The organism is Paenibacillus sp. J22FR83, assembly GCF_059691955.1.
The window spans coordinates 318,981-335,321 of sequence record NZ_JCAUAM010000007.1 but is presented as its reverse complement, the minus strand read 5'-3'; the positions used below and the strand labels follow the sequence as shown (position 1 = coordinate 335,321).

Here is a 16,341-nt window from a genome sequence, read left to right as displayed (position 1 = left end):
TAGCATGAAATCATGTGATAATATACATATAACTGATTGGAATACTCGGCATTAAAAGAACTGCATAATTTGAGGAATATGAATAGGGGAATGATCCTATGGACCAATTACATGAGCTTGCTGACCTTGGGGACAAAGACCCTACAAAGGAAGTCATGGTTGAAGCTTTTCGAAAACATGGCATTAGTCATACTTACCGAAAAAATGAGTTTGTTTTTCAGGAAAACGATTTGCCCAGCGGTGCTTATTATGTCGCTTCAGGATTAATTAAGATCTCCCAAACGTCCGAGGAGGGGCAAGGAATTACTTTATTTCTTCGCTATGAGGGGGAAGTTTTCGGCAATGCGGAGGTGTTGACGAATATGGTGCGGAAACGCTACGCCAAGTGTCTTATGGACAGCGAAATAATTACACTAGACAGTCGAAAGTTTCTCGAGTTGGCCAAGGAGAATGCGGAGTTTTCCTATTCCGTGGCCGTTCTAGGTGCTCGAAGACTCCTGCAAACACAGCGAATGGTCGAAACCTTAATCTCCCGCCCCGTCGCCTGGAGGCTCGCTTGGTTCCTCCTGCAGCTGGGCACAAGGACGGACGTGAAGCTTGAAGTTCAGGTGCCGCTCAGTCATGAAGAGATCTCGTATGTCATTGGCTGCAGCAGGCAAACCGTCACGGAAACATTGAATAAATGGCGCGATAAAGGACTCATCGATTATGCTAAAAAGAAGATCGTTGTTTATCATCCGAACTCTTTCTTCACAGATATATAGACGAGTATCCCCCTGGAGGTTGACCATATGATCACGATAAGTAATGTGAGCAAATCCTTTTCGCAGCAAAAAGGCCATTCCTACACGGCTTTAGACGACGTTTCTCTCACTATCAGAAAGGGAGAATTCGTCTCCGTGGTGGGACCTTCAGGCTGCGGGAAGTCTACGCTGCTCAATCTAATTGCCGGATTCGAACATGTGAGCAGTGGAACGATTACGGTGGGTGGGCACAAGGTTACTGCGCCAGGAGCCGATCGGATTGTCGTTTTCCAAGAACACGGCTTGTTCCCTTGGCTCACGGTGCTCGATAATGTGGCCTTTGGTTTGAAGCAGAAAGGTCTATCTAAGAAAGATCGCTATGCGCTTGCAACTGAGCAAATTAAAGCCGTGCACTTAAGCAAATTCATCGACCGTTATCCGCATGAGCTGTCTGGCGGGATGAAGCAAAGAGTAGCGATTGCCAGAGCGCTCGTTATGGATCCTGAAATTCTCTTAATGGATGAGCCCTTTGCGGCACTGGATGAGCAAACCCGCTTTATTTTACTCAAGGATTTGGAAGAAATTTGGCTTAAAACAGGTAAAACCATCTTGTTTATTACGCACAACATTCGCGAAGCCGTCATGTTATCCGACCGTGTTGTTGTGATGGCGACGCAACCAGGCAGGGTCAAGAAGGAATTTGCCGTACAGGCTGCAAGGCCTCATCAAATCAGCGACCCACTCATCCATGCGTTGGAAAATAGAATTATGGAAGCTCTGACGGATGAGCTCGAGAAAGTAGTCAGAGAGGAGCTTGGCCATGCATACAGCCTTAAGAAGAACGCTATTTCTAATTCTGCTGCTGATCATATGGGAGTTGGGATTTAGAATTTTCCAGTGGGGGTGGAAGTTCCCCTCACCATTGCAAACCTTCCAGGCTTTCTATGATGGGTTTGTTCACGGTCATCTCTTAAATGCCATAGGAGCTAGTCTCCGTCGTTTACTCATCTCATTTGCCATTTCCATTGGGCTCGGGACGTTATTAGGTTATCTATTCGCTCGCTATCGGTATTTTGACGAAACCTTCGGCTTTGTCGTTGTGGCCCTCCAGACCGTACCAAGTATCGCATGGCTGCCCTTCGCGATTATCTGGTTCGGACTCAATGACACTGCGGTCATTTTCATTACGACCATTGGCGCCACATGGACGATGTCGATGGCCAGCCGAACAGGGATCATGAATATTTCGCCGATTCATCTGCGAGCTGCGCAAATGCTGGGAACAGGCAGCGGGTACCGCTTGTTCTTTCAAGTGCAGCTGCCGGCAGCATTTCCCCATTGGATTACGGGAATACGCGTGGCCTGGGCCTTCGCTTGGCGGGCACTTGTAGCTGGCGAACTCATCGCTAAGGGCGTTGGGCTAGGGCAGATGTTACAGGACGGACGCGGACTTGGCGATACGGCAACCATTCTGTGCGTCGTCATCATCATCGCCGTGCTCGGTACCATTTCGGACCATTTCTGTTTCAAACAACTAGAGGATCGCATTGTGCTTCGTTTTCAGCTTAAGAAATAAATAACTAGAACCGTATAAGGGGGAATTCGCGTGAAAAAATTAGGTTGGATTATGAGTTTAATCCTATTGGTATCCTTGGTCTTGTCCGCGTGCGGCCAGAGTAAGGAAGCTGCTTCAAGCGCTGTAACTACGACTGTAAAAATTGGCATTCTGAAAAATGTCACCCATGCTCCGGGATTCATCGCCCTGCAAAACAACTATTTTCAAGACGCTTTTGGTAAAAATGTCAAGATTGACGTTACGGCTTTTGACAATGGAGCAGATTTCGCAACAGCCATTGCGACTGATCAGATTGATATCGGCTACGTCGGCCCAGGTCCAGTCATCAATCAATATTTGAAAAGCAAAAATATCAGAGTCATTGCTGGCGCCAATAACGGCGGCGCGGTATTAGTTGCCCGCAAGGATGCAGGGATCAACTCCGTGAAAGATCTCGTCGGCAAAACAGTAGCCGTAGCTGCCAAAGGCGGCACACCAGATCTATCGCTTCGTTTGCTGCTCAAACAAGAAGGATTGAAGGTCTCGAGCGATACGTCAGGCGTACAAATCGTGACGCGGGCGCCAGCCGATACGCTAGTCGCGATCCGTCAGAAAGAAGTGGACGCGACATTAATTGCAGAACCTTGGGGTACACAGATCATCCAAGAGGGCACCGGTACGATTTTGGTAGACTGGAACAAAATCCCTCCTAAAGACGGAAATTACCCGTTAACGATTCTCGTAGCCAGCGATACGTTTCTGAAGGATCACCGTGACCTGGCCAAGAAAGCCGTGAAAGCCAACAAACAAGCGATCGATTTCATTGGGCAAAATCCGAACAAAGCCTACGAGCAGATTAGCGATGAATTGAAGCAGTTAACCGGTAAAGGGATGGAGCCCGCGCTTATCAAAGCAGCCATCGACCATTTGAAATTAACCGAAGATATCACGTTAGAGGACATTAATGAGCAGGCCAAAACTTCCTTTGATGCCGGGTACTTAAAAGTGAAAGCAGAAGAGTTGGATTTCAGTAAATTCTTGGATTTATCGCTTCTAAATGAAGTTAAGAAAGAGAAATAATCTTACGCAACTAAGGAGGCTTTCCTATGTTTATACAACCACAAGAGAACCTATTGCCGGATTACCATGAGCACATTAAAGTCGTCATTCTGGGCACGGGCACACCGAGAGCTTTTTACGGAAGGGCGAAGGCAGGCGTCGCTATACTCGCAGGAGATAAAGCGTTTCTATTCGATTGCGGAGGCGCAACTGTAGATCAACTGATTAAGGCAGGGATCATGCCGCAGCGGATTTCGGATGTCTTTTTTACGCATCATCATAGCGATCATAACTCCGGATTTTTCGATGTCTTCATCACGAGCTGGCGGACACATGTAATCGCGGACCGGGTATTTGAGGGGCGGAAAGGGCCAATGAACGTCTACGGGCCCATCACAACGAAGGAGATTATCGGCAAAATGAGAGCGTCTTTCGACTTCGACGTGAATCTTCGAGTGAACTATAACTTCTCCGCTGGTGAAGGGGCGGACATTCGTTATTTTGAAAGCAATGAGGGTATTGTATATGACCAGGGCGGCGTTAAAGTCACCGCATTCGAAGTCGATCATAAACCTGTTGATCCAGCTATTGCTTATAAAATCGAGTTCAACGGGAAGTCGGTCGTCATTTCAGGGGATACCATCCCCGTCGACAATATGATCAAACATAGCCGAGGCGTTGATTTACTGGTTCATGAATCTTACAACAAAGTGTGGCTGGACGCGCTAATTGCCAAATTCCCTGAGCAGACCATTGGCCTATCCAATCCGGCTAAGTATCATTCTACGACGCTGGAAGTAGCCGGAATCGCCCGTGAAGCAGGTGTGGCTCATCTGGTGCTTACCCATCACATCCCTGCTCCTGCAGCCACTGAGGAGGCGGAGGCTGCCTATACAGAAGGCATGGGGGACATCTATGGTGGTCGAATCACGATGGCGCGAGATTTAATGGCATTTGATCTATTGTAATGAAAAGCAGCCCTGAGTTCATTCGCTCAGGGCAGTTTTATCGCTGTATGGGCCTAACTTACTTCGCAGTTTTTTTCGCCCATTTGGCTTGCAGCGCGCTCTTGATCTCTGCATACACTTGCTCAGTCGTTTTACCATCTGTGGAGATGCCTAGTTTAGCTGCTCTCTTGTTCACAGCTGCGGCGACTTTCGCTTGTTTCGCTGCTTTCTTGGCCTCTTTGGCAGCCTTTAACGCCGCATGGATTTCCTTGCCAGTCTTCCCATCCGTCGCTATGCCAAAAGCTTGAGCCTTCTCTTCCAACAGTTGTTTCATAGGATGAAACTTAGTTGCCGATGATGCTGTTGTATTTCCTTGTACATTTTCAGCGAAAGCCGCTACTGGAACGGAACAGACGATCGCACCAACCAATACGATTGCTGCTAACTTCTTCTTCAACATATGACATCACTCCTCGATTCGTTATGGGGGCGTTCCCCTGTACCTTACGAACCCTATCTTAGCTCAGAGTTATGTCATAAGTTTGTCATGCGGGGATATTTATGCAGGTGGCAAAAAGATTTTGAAAACCGTCCCAGCCCCCAGCTGCGACTCGGCACGAATCGTACCGCCATGCGCTTCGATAATGTGCTTACAAATCGTCAAACCTAGCCCTGCGCCAGAGCGATTGCGGCTTTCGTCTGCTTTGTAGAACCGATCAAACAGATAGGGCAGTTTCTCCGGAGAGATACCCTGCCCATCATCCCATGCTTCGATCCAACGCTCCTGCCTGACGGCCTTCACGCGAATCCCCGCTTGGGAGCCCTCTGAAATGTGATTGATCGAATTATCCAGCAAGTTAATGAATACTTGCCGTAGTCGATCTGCGTCAGCATGGACGGTATATGCCCCTTCCACCTCGGCACTGAGCTCAATCCCCTTGCCCCTCGCCTTCATCTTCAGCTGCGTCACCACGTGGCCGATCAATTCTGGCAGATCAACGGTTTGCATCGTCAACTTCACCTGCTTCTCCTCAAATGAAGACAACTCCAGCAGATCATCCACCAAATGGCTTAAACGGAGTGTCTCCTGGAGGGAGATATCGATGAATTCCTTCGCATCTTGGGGCTCTACCACCCCATCGGTGATGCCTTGCAGAGAAGCACGAATCGTCGTCAACGGCGTCCTCAGCTCGTGAGAAATTTCGGAGAGAAACCGCTTGCGGCCATCTTCGACCTTCTGCAACTTGCCGGCCATCCGGTTAAGCGATCCTGACAGCGAGGCGATTTCGTCTTTGCCGCGTACAGGTACCCTGCCGCTAAAATCCCCAAGTGCCAACGCCTCTGCCGTCTTGCTCATCTGCTGCAGAGGCTTCACAAAGTGCCGCGATACAAAGTAAAGAACCGCGATAGCCAACAGTGCTACTACGAGAGCAGATATATAAATGGCGCGATTAATCTCCTTAATTGTGCCTTGAATGTTCTCAATCGGCGTATACAGGAAAATCGCCCCAACTACCCGACTGTCCTGTAGGACAGGACGTCCGACGATCAGCATTTTGACAGAGCTATTCTGGGCAAAAGTACTCTTCACCGTCACCGGGTTACCGGAGAGCACCTTCTCCACCCAGCCAAGCCGGGCAGGAACTTCGCCTACAGCTTGGATTTTATCCAAAGTCGCTCTAGGATGACGAACCACCGAAACGCGGACATTCGAGGTTTTCTCCATCGCATTGATTTGCTTGCGGAAATCCTTCTGAGTTGTCGAATTGTCGAACAGATCCTTCGCCAGCTCCTCCACTTGCTCCACTTTTTCCAATAGAAGTTTCTCGCTGCGGTCGTACGTCTTCTGCTTCATCGTGTACCCAATCGCACCCGAAATCGCTAGAATCGACACCACCGTAATCGCTATATAGATGAACAGCAGCTTGCGGTAGAAGGAATTCAGCATACGCCAGGTCCCTCGAACTTATACCCGACACCCCAAACTGTGCGGATACTCCAGTCCTCTTTTCCTGCTGTGAGCTTCTGTCTTAATCGTTTGATATATAAATCAACCACCCGATCCTCACCTTCAAAGTCCCACCCCCAGATCTTCGCGATCAGATCCTCGCGGGTAAACACTTGATTCGGATTCCTCACGAAGAACAGCAGCAACTCGTACTCCTTCTTCGGCAGTGGCACCACCTGTCCCTCGACGGTCACTTCATGACCTAGGCTATCAATGCGCAGACTGCCGACTTCATATACGTGTGCTGCAGGCGCCACTTGGGTGCGAAGCCCCGTCCGACGAAGGATCGTCGTTACCCGTGCGACTAGCTCATTCGGGTCAAAAGGCTTCACCAAATAGTCGTCGGCTCCCATTCGTAAGCCTTCTACACGCTCATCCACGTGGCCTCGCGCCGTCAGCATCAGAATCGGCACATCGCTTTGTGCGCGGATCATCTGACAGACCGACCACCCGTCGCGCTTCGGCAGCATAATATCCAGCACGATGAAATCGGGCTGCAGCTCCTTGAACCGAGCGAGCGCCTGCTCGCCGTCGTTCGCAGTCGTTACCTCGAAGCCATTTTTCTCCAGATAGAGCTTCGTTATTTTACATATATTCAGATCATCATCTACGACTAATACCGTTGTCACGAGGGGCACACTCCTTGAATGAAACCGTTATTCTGTTAGTGTACGGGGAAATTGTGAAGGAAAAATTTCTAATTGCTTTCGGGTGGCATCCCCATTCACGCCTAGAGTCTCGTCACTTCCTCTAATACGAAGTCATTAAATTGCATTTTATATATGTCAGGCTTCCGGGTCTGATTCATGAAATCAAGTCCATATGTCGCATCAAAGTGATTCATCATTAATGTCATCACATTCCCATGCGTGCCGATGGCAATCTTCTTACCCTTATTTTCTTCTAAAATAGTGTTCATTACAGCCACCGCTCTTTGTTGGCAGGCTCTATTAGATTCTCCACCTGGGTAAGCATAATCAAAATCATCAAACATCCGCTTCATCTCTGACATGAAATCTTCTGTAGGAATCAGAGTATCTTCACTAGAAAAATGCCTTTCCCGAAGATCCTCAACGATCACAATCTCTTGTTCTAGTTCTTTAGCCAACCCCTCTAGGGTTAAAATTGCTCGTGCATAGGGGCTAGATATCAGCCTATTAATTTCTTCGTCTTTTAAAATTTTCGTGATAGCTTCCGCGTCTATTTTCCCCTTGGGAGTAAGTCCCCTGGTTCTTTCAGTTCCTTCATTATAGGGAGATTCTGCGTGTCTAACCATATAAATCGTCGTCTTCATGTGCGCCTCCTCAAGCCGCTTTATTTTCACAAATATTTCCTTATACGCATTCGCGAAATGCTTGGAAACTCCTTCACTTTGGCTGAAAACTGCAAATAGGCAACCTTTTTCCCGCAAATCCCCTCGTTGACAGAAATGCGTGCAAAAAGGCATCCTTTTCCCTTGAAAACTTCGATTTCGGGCCATTTTGCCATAAATAAGTGCCTTTTTGCATCTTTACTACCTTTTTCGGATAAAAAGTCCCAGAAAGGATGCTCTTTTGCACTTTTGTGGGGTGGTCGGGGATGGTAGCGTTTTGGGTTAGCGGAGGTTAGTGGTAGTGGTGGTACGTATTCGTGGTGGTGCGTATTAGTAGTGGTTTGGTAGTGGAGGGGTGGTAGTGGAGGGGCATATTTGTGGAGGATGTCGTTACTGTAGGTGTGTGCGGTGTAGGTTGGCGTGTGGCTGATACTAAAAAAACCAAAACCCCCAAGCATCCGCTAGGGGGTTCAGTTCAACGTTCGTTACACCACGAACGAGCTTTTCAACGAAACGATCAAGTTGAACACGGGATGACCCGGTGTCGTGTACTTCGGATCCACGTTGAAGTAGCCGTGGCGGAAGAACTGGAATTTTTCTTGCGGGCTCACATTCTTCATGTTGTCTTCCACGAAGCCTTGCACGATTTGCAAGGAGTTCGGGTTCACTTTGTCCATGAACGATGTCTCTTCATCGCCTTCCTCATCGTCCAAGATCAGTGGCTCGTACAGACGGAATTCCGCGGGTACGGCGCTTTTTGCATCCACCCAGTGGATCGTGCCTTTGACTTTACGGCCAGTGAAGCCACTGCCGCTCTTGGTCTCGACATCATAAGTGCAGTGCAACTCAACCACGTTGCCATCGGCATCCTTGATGAAGTCGTTGCATTTGATGAAGTAGGCGTTCTTCAAACGCACTTCGTTGCCGGGAAATAACCGGAAATATTTAGCCGGTGGATTTTCCATGAAATCATCTTGCTCGATGTAGATCTCGCGGGAGAAAGGAATCATGCGATTACCCATTTCCGGGTTCTCGGAATTATTCTCCGCTTCCAGCATCTCCACGCTATCCTCTGGATAGTTAGTGATGACGACTTTGAGCGGATTCAGCACGCCCATCGTGCGCAGCGCCTTCAGCTTCAGATCCTCGCGGACGAAGTGATCCAGCATGCGAGTGTCAACAACACTGCCACCGCCGCCTTTGGATACGCCAAGTTCACGAACAAAGTTGCGAATCGACTCTGCTGTAAGGCCCCTACGGCGCAGACCCGATATGGTCGGCATACGTGGGTCATCCCAACCGTCAACAGCTTTCTCGTCGACGAGTTGTTTCAGCTTTCTTTTACTCGTGACGGTATTCATAAGGGAGATACGTGCAAATTCATATTGTCTCGGCACATTCGGCATCTCACACTCACGGATCACCCAGTCGTAGAACGGTCGTTGATCCTCGAACTCACTCGAACAAAGCGAGTGGGTTACACCTTCAATCGCATCTTCCAGCGGGTGTGCATACGTGTACATCGGGTAGATGCACCATGCATCTCCTGTATTATGGTGATGTGCGTGAAGGATACGGTAAATGACCGGATCTCTCAGATTAATATTCGGTGCTGACATATCAATTTTGGCACGCAGCACACGCTCGCCGTCTTTGAATTCACCCGCACGCATACGCTCGAATAGGGACAAATTCTCCTCGATCGTACGTTCACGATAAGGGCTGTTTGTTCCTCCTTGCGTCAGTGTTCCACGCGTTTCACGGATTTGATCCGCCGATTGGTCATCGACATAAGCTAGCCCTTTGCGAATCAAGATTAATGCTCGGCTATACATTTCTTCAAAATAGTCCGAAGCGAAGAAAAGCCCGTCCCATTTAAAACCTAGCCATTCTACGTCTTGTTTAATGGACTCCACATATTCGACATCTTCTTTGACCGGATTCGTGTCATCAAATCGAAGGTTCGTTAACCCATTGAAATCATCTGCGATTTCAAAGTTCGTGCATATCGCCTTTGCATGTCCTATATGAAGGTAACCGTTCGGCTCCGGGGGAAATCGGGTCACGACCTGACTGACTTTGCCTGATTTCAAATCTTCGTTTACAATGTTCTTAATGAAATTTGATATTGCGCTTACGTTTGTTTCAGCGTTTTTCGTTTCCATATGTGCCCAGCCTTTCTCCCGCGGGTTAAAGTTTTATTTTCTATCATACATTAATGGTACTCAAATATAAAGGAGACATAGAGATGGAATCATTCGAGCATTACTTAGACCAATATGCAGAGCTTGCGATACGCGTCGGATTAAATGTACAAAAGGATCAAACCGTCGTCATTACGACGCCAATTGCTTGTGCGGATTTCGTCCGCAAGCTGACGAAGAAAGCTTATGAAGCAGGCGCGAAAGACGTAGTTGTCGATTGGGATGACGATGAAGTGAAGGCGCTCCGCCTCAAAAATGCTTCCGATGACACTCTGCAAACTTACCCGATGTGGCGGGCAACGGGCATGGAAGAAATGGCGAAGGGCGGCGCTGCTTTCTTGTCCATTTATGCGCCTAATTCGGACTTGTTTAAAGAAGTCGCCCCCGAACGCGTCGCGATGTCCAGTAAAGCAGCAGCGACTGCCCGTGCAGGCTTCCTTTCCTATATGCGCAACAACAAAGTCAACTGGTTGATGGTCTCTTATCCAACGGCCGAATGGTCAGCGAAAGTATTCCCGAATTTGAGTGAATCCGAGCGGATTACACAGCTATGGGAGCAGATTTTCAAGCTGACGCGCGTCGATAAAGCGGATCCTGTTGCCGCATGGAAAGAGCATATCGCTACATTGACCGCCAAGCAGAATATGCTGAATCAGCAGAAGTATCAGCAGCTTCATTTCCAAGCACCAGGTACCGACCTTTACATAGAACTGGCACCTAAGCATCAATGGGTTGCTGCAGGCAGTGAGACGGAGAGTGGCATTTTCTTCGTACCTAACATTCCGACAGAGGAAGTATTTACGATGCCAGCACGTAATGGCACGAACGGTACCGTTCGCAGCACGCTGCCGCTTAGCTACCAAGGTTCATTGATTGATGGCTTCTCCCTAACCTTCAAGGATGGCCGCGTCGTCGAGGCAACTGCAGAAGTGGGGCAAGAAGTACTGAACAACATGCTGAATATGGATGAAGGTGCTCGTTATTTGGGTGAAGTGGCACTCGTTCCCTATGATTCACCGATCTCGCAATCAGGACTCATCTACTACAACACACTTTTCGATGAGAATGCTTCCTGTCACATCGCACTCGGCAATGCCTACCCGTTCACGATTGAAGGCGGCACGACGATGAGTGCCGAGGAGCTTGAAGCAAATGGTTATAACAAAAGCTTAATCCACGTGGATTTCATGATTGGTTCCAAGGATATGGCGATTGACGGAATTAAAGCAGATGGTACGCGCGAACCCCTATTCCACAATGGGAACTGGGCTTAAGCCTCACAAGACTGAAAGACCGCCCTACATGGAATGAATTCCGTGTAAGAGCGGTCTTTTTCGCATCTAGTCTTCGTCTTCAAGACTCGGTGCACGCACCATGCTGGTCGCCAAGGTTTGCGTAACAGCTGCTTCTTTCAGCTTCCATTGGCCTTTGTGCCATTTCCACACGGATGTGACATAGCCTAATGTGTCAGCATTCGCGATACCTGTGATGCGCTGAACACCTTTCAGCTCACAGAACCCGTCCCGATCCACATCGACAGGCTTCAGCAGACTGTAGGCATCCACATTGACAATGATCGGTTTCACAATTTTCCCCTGATTGTAAATGCCGAATTGCTCGTAAGCCTCCTTGCGATCGGCAATATCCAGAGTGAACGATTTCCCTGTCTCCTCGATCTTCATCTTTACCTTATAATTATTCTTGAAGGTCGCTTTCACATGCAACGGTTCCGGCATCGGGATCTGGGTAGGCACGTTATTTTTGAGCGAATACATATAATTCGAAGTAAACCCGCCACTGCCGCCGGTATCGGAAGTCACATAGATCTGGGGCAGATTGTCATGGATAAAATCGCAGAAATCCATCTTCGGATTATATCCGCCTTCCAGCGGAATCACGACCTGCGCCTGACCTTGTCCGACGACGGAGATAAACAGCTTGTCATAATAAGGGCTGTTCATGTCCGATTTCAAACCGACGAGGGAGACCATATCCGGCTTGCCGTCACCCGTGACATCAATCTCACGCGTCTGGATAAGCTGACCCTGTCCACTCTGTGGAGGCGCAACTTGGGATGGCGGTGGAGGAACCGCTTGCGTGTAGGCCTCTGCCGATCCACCAAAACTCAAAACACCGCTCAAGAGCATCCCCATTGTTGCTGCGCGCAGTGGGATTACCAAACTTTTTCTAAACCGAGACATGGTTCGCACTTCCCATCCTAGAATTCAATTCGGTTTATTATTTCAAATTTTTCCATAAGCTATGCGGCAACAACCGATTTACATCTGTATAATGGAATACGGAATGAAGAATACGACAAGAATTAATGAGGTGTTCCTTTTTGAAAATAGATCGTTTACTCGCCATTACCATGCTGCTGCTCAATCGTCGCCGGATAAGCGCCAAAGAGCTTTCGGAGCGATTCGAGGTGTCACTGCGCACCATTTACCGGGATGTGGAGGCTATTAATCAGGCGGGCATTCCGGTTGTTTCCTATTCAGGACTCAGCGGGGGGTATGAAATCATGGACCAATACCGGCTGGATCGTCAGTTCCTGTCTTTGGAAGAGCTGCAATCCATCATTACTGGCCTCAAAGGAATTCACGCTTCCGTCCCCGACCAAGAAATCAGCAATCTGTTGGATAAGGTCGGTGCGCTCGTTGCCAAATCCGAGCAACCTGCTGCAGCCCATCTCGGCAACCAGCTCATCCTCGACATGAATCCATGGGGCAATGGCCATCAGAATACAGCACAGCTTACAGCACTTCGCACCGCAGTCAAGGAGACACGGCTCATTACTTTCTCTTATCTCTCCTCACAAAGCGAATCGTCCGTGCGAACCGTTGAGCCCATGGGCATCGTGGTTAAAGGCTTCGGCTGGTATCTGTACGGTTACTGCTTGCTGCGTGCGGATTTCCGAGTATTCCGACTATCGCGCATGCATAACGTTGATGTACTCTCCCAAACATTCGAACGCAAGCAAGAAACGTTGGATCGACTCGACTATCGCCTAGGCCGTAGGGACTCCTCTACCCTGATTACACTCGTACTGCACGCGCAGCCGAATGTGAGGGCGCAGGTTGAAGACTATTTCCGACCGGAGGATGTCACCCTGCAGCCTGACGGAACACTGATGATTAGAGCGACACAGCCCGATGAACCTTGGCTGCATGGCATGCTGCTCAGCTATGGTCCAAGCTTACGCATTCTAGAACCCGCACATATCGCAGCTACGATCAGAGAGAAAGCTGAGAAAATTGTTGCCCTCTACCCGACTCACTGACATTCTGTTGTCAGCAATGATTGTCTATACTGGGGATATGAGGTGTGCATGACATTCAAGGCATCAACTCAACCATAGGCAGGTTTCAATGAAACTCTGCTCCTGCAAATGACGTATTCATACAGGAATGCGAATAAACCAAAGCTTCTACTTACGATGCCAGTTTCCCTGGCGACCCAATTTGAGGAGGACAACCCCCATGATTAAGATGATTGAAGATTTTGTAACTGAATATACCCGTGAAGCACAAGGTACCCAACGTGTTATGGACGTCCTGACAGACGCTTCCCTTGCTCAGAAAATCACACCTGAACTCCGTTCGCTTGGACAAATCGCTTGGCACATCGCCACAACGGTTCACGAGATGCTATCCCGCACAGGACTGACTTTCGCTGCACCTGAAGGGGAAGAGCTTGCTCCCGCTTCTGCCCAAACCATCGCAGACACCTACCGTTCTTCCGCTGCCGCAGCCATCGAAGCGATTCCGTCGCAATGGACTGACGCAAAGTTGTTTGAGACCAGCGATATGTATGGCGATCAGTGGCCTAATGGACTAACATTGCGCGTGCTCATCTCCCATGAAATTCACCATCGCGGTGAAATGATCGTCTTGATGCGCCAAGCTGGATTGCGCGTTCCCGACATTTATGGCCCGACACGAGAAAGCTGGGTTGAGATGGGGATGCAGCCGTTGGTGTAGGGTGATAGGTAAATAGTTAAGGATATTTATAAAAAGAAATACGAAAAGAGTTGTCTCAACAAGTATTTTTTCTCTACTTGATGGACAACTCTTTTTAATTACCTTATCAATCCTAGGTAACTTACGCTAAAATAGCTCGCACATTACGTAGTATCTCTGTCATACAAGCGGAGTCAACTGAAACACTTCCAACAACTTTCACCTTACGTTTCTTTACATCTAAACTCTTCAATTGATCCGTTAAAACAACACCAGTGAAAGGGAGTCCTTCTGGAAGAGGTACTTCAAAAGCATACCCTTTTACTTGGTTAGTAATTGGACACACTAGCGCAAATCCAGTCAATTCATTGAAATCAGTATCGGACAAAACAATTGCGGGACGGCGGCCAGCTTGTTCACGACCAGCTTGAGGGTCGAAGTCTAACCACACTAGGTCAGCACGGGCTGGAGTGATCAAATCAATTCGTCTCCTTCAATGCCTAAGTCAATTTCATCATGGCGAGGTGAATCCTGTTTTATTTTTGAAAGAAGACTTTTTAAATGTGCTTGCAGCTCTACATTTGAATCCTGTTGCTTTTTTATAGGCCGAAGCAATATATCGTTATCCGCTGTTACACTAATTTCAAGTTCGGCGCCCTCTTCTAGGTTGAGATGTTTTATTAATTGGTTTGGAATACGGACTGCACTACTGTTCCCCCACTTACTGAGCGTAGCAGTTGTCATCAAGATCATGTCCTTTCCCTTCATATAGGCCAAGTATATCCCACCGCCTTATAATTGTATATACATAAGATATACATTTATAAGTTTTTTGATACCTATATCTCACCCATTATTAGAGGAAAATGCTACAGCCTCTCCACCGAACCATTCTGATACCCCACGATCACCTGTTTCGCCATCCCGACAAAAAGCCCAGTCTCCACAACACCCGGAATTCCGTTGATTGCCTGATGCAGCCCAGCAGGATTCGGTATGCTGCCGAAATCACAATCGATGATATAGTTCCCGTTGTCCGTCACGAATGGCTGACGATCAGCAGTTCTAACTGTAGGCTTGCAGCCAAGCGCTCGAAGCCTCCGGATCGTCAATTCATAACCAAACTTTACAACCTCTACAGGTAGGGGAAATGCGCCAAGCTGTGCAACGACTTTACTTTCATCCACCACGATAATCAGCTTCCTACTTGAAAATGCAACGATTTTCTCCCGCAGCAGCGCACCTCCCCCGCCTTTGATTAAGTTCCAATCAGCGTCCACTTCATCTGCACCATCTATCGTGACGTCAATTTCTGAGATATTGGCAAATGCAATAAGCGGAATCCCCAATTCCTTCGCTAAGTTCTCGGAGGCCTCGGACGTGGCGACCGCCTGAATGTTCAGGCCATTGTGCACCCGCTCACCAAGACCTTTAATCGCCCAATAGGCCGTTGATCCTGTCCCCAAACCGACGATCATCCCTTCACGGATCTCCGCCACCGCTAGCTCTGCTGCTGCTTTTTTCGCTTCCACTTGTGCACGCTCCTCGCTTTCACTGTTTGAATGCTATCTAACCAGTTTAACATACATAGGAATATCCAACGAAGCATCGTTCGCGCAATCTGATATGCGGGAATTCTTCTCATGGGCTATACTGGAAAAAAAGGAGGCGATCCGCGATGCACAATAAAACGGTACTCATTACCGGAGCTAACTCCGGCATGGGCCTTGCCACGACGGTGGCATTGGCCAAACAAGGCGCCAACGTCATCATGCTCTGCCGCAGCAAATCAAGAGGCGAGCAGGCGCTTACTGAAGCGCGCCGCCAGAGCGGCTCTGAGCGCATCGAGCTCATGCTCTGCGACCTCGCTTCGCTGGCGAGCATTCGCGCTTTTGCGGCGGCGTTTCTAGCCAAACACGACGTGTTGGATTTGCTCGTGAATAACGCGGGCGTCGTCACCGTGAAGCGGAAAACCACAGCAGATGGCTTCGAGGCCATGATGGGCGTTAACCATCTTGGGCATTTTCTGCTGACCCAGCTTCTGCTGGACGCGATCATCCGCGCTCCGCAGGGGCGGATCGTTAATGTCTCTTCTGGCGCCCACAAAATCGGGCGCATCGATTGGGCGAACCCTCACCTGCAGCGAGGGTTCCGGGTCTGGAACGGATACGCCCAGTCGAAGCTGGCGAATATTTTGTTCACCCGCGAGCTCGCGAAGCGGCTCGCAGGCACTTCGGCCACGGCCAACTCGCTCCATCCGGGAGCCGTGGCTACAAGCATCGGTGTCGATCGCGACACCGGGTTTGGGAAGGCCGTGCATGCGATGCTGCGGCCATTTTTCTTGACGCCGGCGCAGGGCGCGGATACGGCGGTGTACTTGGCTTCGAGCCCGGACGTCAGTACGGTCAGCGGCGAGTACTACTACAGGCGGCAGATTGCGCCTGTTGCTGCCAGAGCGAAGGACGAGGCGCTAGCTCGTCAGCTCTGGGCTTGGAGCGAGGAGCAGGTAGGGCTAACCAGTGACGCGTAGCGTCACATGGCGGGATGCGCC

18 protein-coding genes are annotated in these 16,341 nt (G+C 49.1%); 9 read left to right on the top strand and 9 right to left on the bottom strand.

What is annotated here, in order from left to right:
* The first annotated feature begins 98 nt into the window (after positions 1-98).
* The 5 genes from AC58PV_RS15255 to AC58PV_RS15235 are packed head-to-tail and all read left to right on the top strand — an operon-like array spanning position 99 to position 4,325.
* Positions 99-764: a Crp/Fnr family transcriptional regulator gene (locus AC58PV_RS15255; protein ID WP_497433067.1), complete on the top strand. Its 666-nt coding sequence runs from the start codon at positions 99-101 to the stop codon at positions 762-764.
* Positions 765-791: 27 nt separating this feature from the next.
* A complete protein-coding gene (locus tag AC58PV_RS15250) occupies positions 792-1,631 on the top strand; it encodes an ABC transporter ATP-binding protein (protein ID WP_497433066.1) in 840 nt (279 codons plus the stop codon).
* Entirely contained in the window at positions 1,564-2,319 is a 756-nt protein-coding gene (locus AC58PV_RS15245; RefSeq protein ID WP_497433065.1) for an ABC transporter permease, read from the top strand. The genes AC58PV_RS15250 and AC58PV_RS15245 overlap by 68 nt, the downstream gene beginning before the upstream one ends.
* Positions 2,320-2,349: 30 nt before the next feature.
* The gene (locus AC58PV_RS15240) at positions 2,350-3,378 is read left to right on the top strand and encodes an ABC transporter substrate-binding protein (RefSeq protein ID WP_497433064.1); all 1,029 of its coding nucleotides are present in this window, start codon (positions 2,350-2,352) and stop codon (positions 3,376-3,378) included.
* Between the two features lie 26 nt (positions 3,379-3,404).
* Positions 3,405-4,325: an MBL fold metallo-hydrolase gene (locus tag AC58PV_RS15235; protein ID WP_497433063.1), complete on the top strand. Its 921-nt coding sequence runs from the start codon at positions 3,405-3,407 to the stop codon at positions 4,323-4,325.
* Positions 4,326-4,383: 58 nt separating this feature from the next.
* On the opposite strand, the gene AC58PV_RS15230 is transcribed toward AC58PV_RS15235, so the two are convergent.
* The 5 genes from AC58PV_RS15230 to AC58PV_RS15210 all read right to left on the bottom strand — a co-directional run bounded on the left by AC58PV_RS15230 (position 4,384) and on the right by AC58PV_RS15210 (position 9,789).
* Positions 4,384-4,764 (bottom strand): hypothetical protein, encoded by a 381-nt coding sequence (locus AC58PV_RS15230; RefSeq protein WP_497433062.1) that lies wholly within the window; start codon positions 4,762-4,764, stop codon positions 4,384-4,386.
* A 99-nt stretch (positions 4,765-4,863) separates the two neighbouring features.
* Entirely contained in the window at positions 4,864-6,252 is a 1,389-nt protein-coding gene (locus AC58PV_RS15225) for a sensor histidine kinase (protein ID WP_497433061.1), read from the bottom strand.
* Positions 6,246-6,941, bottom strand: coding sequence for a response regulator transcription factor (locus AC58PV_RS15220; protein WP_497433060.1), 696 nt, complete (start codon positions 6,939-6,941; stop codon positions 6,246-6,248). Before AC58PV_RS15220 ends, AC58PV_RS15225 begins: the two co-directional genes overlap by 7 nt.
* A gap of 101 nt (positions 6,942-7,042) precedes the next feature.
* Positions 7,043-7,606 (bottom strand): histidine phosphatase family protein, encoded by a 564-nt coding sequence (locus AC58PV_RS15215; protein ID WP_497433059.1) that lies wholly within the window; start codon positions 7,604-7,606, stop codon positions 7,043-7,045.
* A gap of 503 nt (positions 7,607-8,109) precedes the next feature.
* Positions 8,110-9,789 carry a glutamine--tRNA ligase/YqeY domain fusion protein gene (locus AC58PV_RS15210; protein WP_497433058.1) on the bottom strand — a complete coding sequence of 560 codons (1,680 nt, stop codon included), beginning with the start codon at positions 9,787-9,789 and terminating at the stop codon, positions 8,110-8,112.
* A gap of 83 nt (positions 9,790-9,872) precedes the next feature.
* Here AC58PV_RS15210 and AC58PV_RS15205 point away from each other — a divergent pair, with 83 nt between their 5' ends.
* Positions 9,873-11,102: an aminopeptidase gene (locus tag AC58PV_RS15205; protein WP_497433057.1), complete on the top strand. Its 1,230-nt coding sequence runs from the start codon at positions 9,873-9,875 to the stop codon at positions 11,100-11,102.
* 66 nt (positions 11,103-11,168) lie between these two features.
* Here AC58PV_RS15205 and AC58PV_RS15200 read toward each other — a convergent pair whose 3' ends face one another.
* Positions 11,169-12,029 (bottom strand): YybI family spore inner coat protein, encoded by an 861-nt coding sequence (locus tag AC58PV_RS15200; protein ID WP_497433056.1) that lies wholly within the window; start codon positions 12,027-12,029, stop codon positions 11,169-11,171.
* Between the two features lie 140 nt (positions 12,030-12,169).
* Between AC58PV_RS15200 and AC58PV_RS15195 the strand changes: the two genes are divergently transcribed.
* Positions 12,170-13,111 (top strand): helix-turn-helix transcriptional regulator, encoded by a 942-nt coding sequence (locus tag AC58PV_RS15195; protein WP_497433055.1) that lies wholly within the window; start codon positions 12,170-12,172, stop codon positions 13,109-13,111.
* 199 nt (positions 13,112-13,310) lie between these two features.
* Positions 13,311-13,811, top strand: a complete 501-nt coding sequence (locus AC58PV_RS15190) for a DinB family protein (protein ID WP_497433054.1) — start codon at positions 13,311-13,313, stop codon at positions 13,809-13,811.
* Positions 13,812-13,932: 121 nt separating this feature from the next.
* On the opposite strand, the gene AC58PV_RS15185 is transcribed toward AC58PV_RS15190, so the two are convergent.
* From AC58PV_RS15185 to rpiA, 3 genes are all read right to left on the bottom strand, one after another.
* Positions 13,933-14,268: a type II toxin-antitoxin system PemK/MazF family toxin gene (locus AC58PV_RS15185; protein ID WP_497433053.1), complete on the bottom strand. Its 336-nt coding sequence runs from the start codon at positions 14,266-14,268 to the stop codon at positions 13,933-13,935.
* Positions 14,265-14,543, bottom strand: a complete 279-nt coding sequence (locus AC58PV_RS15180) for an AbrB/MazE/SpoVT family DNA-binding domain-containing protein (RefSeq protein WP_497433052.1) — start codon at positions 14,541-14,543, stop codon at positions 14,265-14,267. Before AC58PV_RS15180 ends, AC58PV_RS15185 begins: the two co-directional genes overlap by 4 nt.
* A gap of 116 nt (positions 14,544-14,659) precedes the next feature.
* Positions 14,660-15,322 (bottom strand): ribose-5-phosphate isomerase RpiA, encoded by a 663-nt coding sequence (rpiA, locus tag AC58PV_RS15175; protein WP_497433051.1) that lies wholly within the window; start codon positions 15,320-15,322, stop codon positions 14,660-14,662.
* A 146-nt stretch (positions 15,323-15,468) separates the two neighbouring features.
* Here rpiA and AC58PV_RS15170 point away from each other — a divergent pair, with 146 nt between their 5' ends.
* On the top strand, positions 15,469-16,320 hold the full coding sequence (locus tag AC58PV_RS15170) for an SDR family oxidoreductase (RefSeq protein WP_497433050.1): 852 nt from the start codon (positions 15,469-15,471) through the stop codon (positions 16,318-16,320).
* The last annotated feature ends 21 nt before the right edge of the window (positions 16,321-16,341 follow it).